Annotated in this window: 5 protein-coding genes, 1 riboswitch and 1 other annotated feature; of the genes, 4 read left to right on the forward strand and 1 reads right to left on the reverse strand. The window is 33.7% G+C overall.

Annotated elements, in window-relative coordinates; all coding sequences use genetic code 11:
- Window positions 1-323, reverse strand: a 323-nt coding sequence (locus EUBIFOR_RS13140; protein ID WP_040466340.1) for a 6TM ABC transporter family protein, incomplete at its 3' end; no start/stop codon positions are given.
- A gap of 144 nt (window positions 324-467) precedes the next feature.
- Here EUBIFOR_RS13140 and EUBIFOR_RS07550 point away from each other — a divergent pair.
- The 4 genes from EUBIFOR_RS07550 (at window position 468) to EUBIFOR_RS07570 (ending at window position 5,088) form a co-directional block, all read left to right on the forward strand.
- On the forward strand, window positions 468-1,730 hold the full coding sequence (locus EUBIFOR_RS07550) for a hypothetical protein (RefSeq protein ID WP_003865408.1): 1,263 nt from the start codon (window positions 468-470) through the stop codon (window positions 1,728-1,730).
- A gap of 162 nt (window positions 1,731-1,892) precedes the next feature.
- A riboswitch (TPP riboswitch) is annotated at window positions 1,893-1,992 on the forward strand.
- Between the two features lie 116 nt (window positions 1,993-2,108).
- The gene (thiD, locus tag EUBIFOR_RS07560) at window positions 2,109-2,918 is read left to right on the forward strand and encodes a bifunctional hydroxymethylpyrimidine kinase/phosphomethylpyrimidine kinase (RefSeq protein ID WP_003865410.1); all 810 of its coding nucleotides are present in this window, start codon (window positions 2,109-2,111) and stop codon (window positions 2,916-2,918) included.
- Window positions 2,915-4,078, forward strand: coding sequence for a putative hydroxymethylpyrimidine transporter CytX (cytX, locus tag EUBIFOR_RS07565; protein ID WP_003865411.1), 1,164 nt, complete (start codon window positions 2,915-2,917; stop codon window positions 4,076-4,078). Before thiD ends, cytX begins: the two co-directional genes overlap by 4 nt.
- Window positions 4,079-4,189: 111 nt before the next feature.
- Window positions 4,190-4,428 (forward strand) — a binding site (T-box leader).
- A 21-nt stretch (window positions 4,429-4,449) separates the two neighbouring features.
- On the forward strand, window positions 4,450-5,088 hold the full coding sequence (locus tag EUBIFOR_RS07570; RefSeq protein ID WP_244264162.1) for a branched-chain amino acid transport system II carrier protein: 639 nt from the start codon (window positions 4,450-4,452) through the stop codon (window positions 5,086-5,088).
- Window positions 5,089-5,307: the final 219 nt, after the last annotated feature.

The raw sequence follows: 5,307 nt of genomic DNA on the forward strand, positions 1-5,307 counted from the left end.
GGATTTCCTATCTTCTCTTTTTTAAACGTAGAATACGATTGATTCATCAAACTAGAATAGAGATCTTCACCCAAATCTGTTTTTAATTTTTTCCTATAAGTTGACTTCATTATTGAATTAATAGAAGTCATCATCAATGTATATATAAGAAATAAAACACTGGCAAAAAGACATGTACCCGCTTTTTCAAAATGATTGTTAAATGCAACATCCGATATTAATTGGATTACATACGCCAAAAACAAAGGTACAACACCCGCAAATAAACTAGTACACAGTGTACCTATAAAATATTTTTTATTTCTCAATATATATCGACACATTCTCATCCATCCCCTACTTATTTTAATAGTATATACCTATCACATCCGTTATCTTTCTTTTTTAACAATTAACTTCAACAATTGATTCTTCTACACAAATATGAAAAGTGTTAAAATTAAGTGAATTATGAAGTGAGGAATACTATGCATTATTTAAAGATCAATGATTCCGATAAAAAGAAAATTGGATACCTAATCCATCTATATCGAACTCAACAATTTAAACATCTATCGCAAAATTCTTTTTTGTTAAATGAGTATAATGAGCCAATATGCACTCGACAAACACTTAGTAAAATAGAACAGGGTATTATTATTAAAAACGACTCTATTTATGAAGAATTACTAAAAAAGGTGAATCTAAAATTCAATACGGATTATTGTATTGAAGAATTCCTGCCAACTTCCATTTTTTCTGATTTATTAAATGCTTGCGATTATTATAATTTAGAAAAGCTTATATCCATCTCTGAATCCTATATAAAACAATTAAATCCATTCAAAGAATACATTTTCTTTCATGAATACTACGAATGTTTCAAATGGATCTACACCTATTATTCCTCATTTGAACTTCCGACTCTTCAAAGCACTGAATATATTATTTCCCTAAAAAACATTATCAATTCTAACCTCTATGAAGTCATGATAGATCTAGTTTTTAAGAAACGAACAATTAGTGGAATTTATGATTTTTCCTACTTTGATTTTAAAAATTCAAACAGCATGATTAATCGTGGAAACCATATGATGATTTTATATAATCAATCCAAATTGTCTGAAATGCTTGATTATTGTCAAGATTTAGAAGAGGAATATTCCAGTAAAAACAATTATATTCGTCTTCTCGACATTTATTCTCTAAAAGGATTTGCCTTTTCAAATACAGAAAAAGAAAAATTTGAAAAATTAGTTTCTCAAATAAATCATACAGTAGAAGCACACAATTCAAACATACCTAAAATTAAAATATCTCAACTTCTAAAGAATATCGGTCTACAAGCCTTTAGAATTGATATGTACGATATAGCCATAAATTATCTTGAACAATATATAGCTATGGATTCACCTTATGCGAATATTGTAGGTATTGATTTATGCATTTCTTATCAAAAGACAAATAAAATCAATCAACTTAAATCCTTTATACAATCTAAAGAAGTATACAAAGGTGATAGCCAATACGAAAATCTTTTGAACTACTTCATTTTGAAATATAAATATCAAACTGACAACGATGAACTATCCTATTTTATAGTGAATAAAGTACCTATTATAATCGATAATACTATGGGGAAATATAAACAATTCTTTTATGAAGAACTAAATATGCTTGTCGAACAAACCAAGCGTTATAAAGACTTGAAAACATATTTAGATTCAACCAGTGATATGTTACCAATTTGAAAAAGCGGAAATTGAACGAGTAATTATTTATCAAACTAATAATAATATTAGATATAAAATACATATTCAATTTCTCATCAAGAACATTCTCTCTATATTATCACCAACAAAGATTATTGAATGATTATTGATTTACATGTTACAAAGGAACTATAATAAACATGTTGAAAAATGGGGAGCTGAGTGGCTGAGAGTAGGTTCGACCTTGACCCTGAAACCTGATTTGGATAATGCCAACGTAGGGATGATATCTTTATTGTATGTTAGCTGCAGATTAGGTTTTTCTGCAGCTTTTTGTTTTTTGATCAGAATATGGCGGCAAATTGGGGGCACCACCTTATGTCGCATAAAAAAAGTAATGCAGGAAGGAGATAGAAAATGAAATCAGCATTAACAATCGCTGGAAGTGATTCCAGCGGAGGCGCTGGTATCCAGGCGGATATCAAAACAATGTGCGCAAATCACGTATTTGCAACGAGTGCAATTACAGCACTAACGGCACAGAATACATTAGGTGTTACAGGAATTATGGAAGTAACACCAGAATTTCTTGGGGAGCAGCTGGATGCAGTCTTTACAGATATTTATCCAGATGCTGTGAAGATTGGAATGGTTTCTAGTTCTGATCTGATTCGTATGATTGCTTCAAAACTGCAGGAATATAAGGCAGCTAATATTGTTGTGGATCCAGTGATGGTCGCAACAAGCGGCGCAAAACTTATTAGTGATGATGCAATTGAAACATTGAAAAAAGAATTGTTGCCTTTAGCAACAGTCATTACACCAAATATTCCAGAAGCAGAAGTTCTAGCGGATATGAAGATTGCAAATGAAGAAGAAATGATTATCGCTGCTGAAAAAATTTCTAAGAAATTTGGATGTGCAATTCTGGTAAAGGGTGGTCATCAAATCAATGATGCAAATGATCTGTTGTATAGAGATGACGCATATACATGGTTTCATGGAAAACGTATTAACAACTCTAATACACATGGAACAGGATGTACATTATCCAGTGCTATCGCATCCAATCTTGCAAAGGGATATGATTTGGATACATCCGTAAAACGTGCAAAGGATTATATTTCTGGAGCTTTGAATGCAATGCTTGATCTTGGTAAGGGATCTGGACCAATGGATCATTCATTCGCAATTGATAATGAATATGCAAAGGAGAATGTTCAATGAAAAAAACTTCTTTGTTTGAAAATGCATTGATCTGGTTTGGTGCAGGTGTTTCTATTGCAGAAATACTGACAGGTACATATCTTGCACCTTTAGGATTGAAAAATGGTATTTTAGCCATTGTGGCTGGACATGTCATTGGCTGTATCTTATTGTTCCTGGCTGGTGTTATTGGTGGGAAAATGCGCTTAAGTGCGATGGATTCTACAAAGATGAGCTTTGGACAGAAAGGTTGTCTTTTGTTTGCGGCATTAAATGTACTGCAGCTTGTTGGATGGACAGCAATCATGATTTATGATGGTGCACTTGCGGCAGATGGTATTATGCATACAGGTGCATGGATCTGGTGTTTGATTATTGGTATCTTGATTCTTGTATGGATTGGTGTTGGTATTACAAACCTTGGAAAAATCAATACAGTTGCGATGGTTGCTTTATTTGTTTTGACTTTAATGCTTAGCAAATTTATCTTCTTTGATGGAAACAGTGCAGTTGTATGTACAGAAGCAATGACGTTTGGTGCAGGTGTTGAACTTGCAATTGCGATGCCTTTGAGCTGGCTGCCTTTGATCAGCGACTATACACGTGAAGCGGAAGATCCTGTGAAGGCTAGTTTAGTTAGTAGTATTGTGTATGGAATCGTTAGCTGCTGGATGTATTTGATTGGTTTAGGTGCGGCTTTATTTACAGGAGAATATGATATTGCACAGATCATGTTGAAAGCAGGCTTGGGTATTGCGGGATTATTGATCATTGTATTCTCTACAGTTACAACAACATTCCTGGATGCTTATTCTGCAGGTATTTCTAATGAATCTATCGTGCCAAAGTGGAATGGAAAACACGTAGCAATGGTTGTAACTGTTGTTGGTACAATTGCGGCAATTGTATATCCAATGGATAATATTACTGATTTTCTGTATTTGATTGGTTCTGTATTTGCTCCTATGATTGCAATCCAGATTGCTGATTTCTTTATTCTAAAGAACGATAAAAGAAATGTAGAATTTGATGTACTGAATCTTGTATTATGGCTTGTCGGATTTGTTGTGTATCGCTGTTTTATGCAGATTGATACACCTGTTGGAAATACAATTCCATGTATGATCATTACAATTCTGTTAAGTGTTGTAATTCACAAGATTATCAAAAAGAACAATTAAAATATAGATTTATGAAAAAATGAAAAAGGATGGAATGGAATTCTTGAAAATGGACTTTATTCGATCCTTTTTCTATTGACGGTACATATTTGCTTCAGTATAGTTGAAGTATCAAAGGCAATGACGAAGAGCGCTGTTTTGCTAAGAAACTAATAAGAGAGTCCGACATTTGGTGAAAGCGGATAGTGGAAACAAAATCAGTAAATCACTTCTGAGCTTGTGTGCTGAAATATAGTAAGTATACACTTAATAAATCACGTTACAGGTTTCGGACTTGTTGGAGTCGAGTAGAGTGGCATAGTTTTCTATGCAAATTGAGTGGTACCGCGGATATCAGATTCGTCTCATGTTTTGGGATGAATCTTTTTTTTGTGCTAGAGGAAAAAAGAAATGAAATTAAACAAAAAGAATATGGTGGTTATCAGTTTTGTGTTGTTCTCACTGTTCTTTGGAGTTGGAAATTTAATCTTTCCACCATTCTTAGGACAAAATGCAGGGGAACATACGTTTACTGCGTGGCTGGTTTTTTATTAACAGCGGTTGTATTGCCAGTGCTTGGTGTCATTGTTGTTGCTAGATTTGATGGATTAGATAAGTTAAGTGGAAAAGCTGGAAAACGTTTTGCATTCATATCTACAGTATTGATTTATCTTTCTATTGGACCTGGTCTAGGTATTCCGCGTGCAGCTTCTGTTCCGTTTGAAATGGCAGTTTCACCATATTTGCCAAACGATGCAAATCGTACGCTATGGATGGTTTTATACTCTGCTCTTTTCTTTCTTGTTGCGTTATGGCTGTGTTTGAATCCTGGTAAACTTGTACAGCGTATTGGAAAGGTATTAACACCTAGCTTATTGATTTTGCTTGTTCTTTTGTTTATCAGTTTTGTGACAAAAGGAAATGTCAATGTTGCACCTGCCTTAGATAGCTATCAATCTTCTGCATTTTTAAAAGGTTTTACAGAGGGCTCTGACTACTCCTCACCGCAAGCAGTAAGGGTTCTGAACTGACAACATTTTGCAGCAATCGTACATTATTTTCAAACTTTGGATTCCTGTCTTTCTGTTGGAGCAGTGAACTTTACAATCAAGCACTACATTTAGCACATTAGCGATTGTTTTCTGTATCTCTACATGGAAGTATAGTCAATCTCCCAATTTTAACATGTATTTAATTTACTCTTATTCCACTGTTCATGACTTTGATCTGATTCATCTGGATATATTCTA

It is taken from the genome of Holdemanella biformis DSM 3989 (genome assembly GCF_000156655.1).
Lineage (GTDB): Bacteria > Bacillota_I > Bacilli_A > Erysipelotrichales > Erysipelotrichaceae > Holdemanella > Holdemanella biformis.

Coding starts and splice junctions, on each gene's coding strand:
- thiD (WP_003865410.1), top strand. CDS start 2,109: ATGAAATCAGCATTAACAATCGCTGGAAGTGATTCCAGCGGAGGCGCT.
- cytX (WP_003865411.1), top strand. CDS start 2,915: ATGAAAAAAACTTCTTTGTTTGAAAATGCATTGATCTGGTTTGGTGCA.
- EUBIFOR_RS07550 (WP_003865408.1), top strand. CDS start 468: ATGCATTATTTAAAGATCAATGATTCCGATAAAAAGAAAATTGGATAC.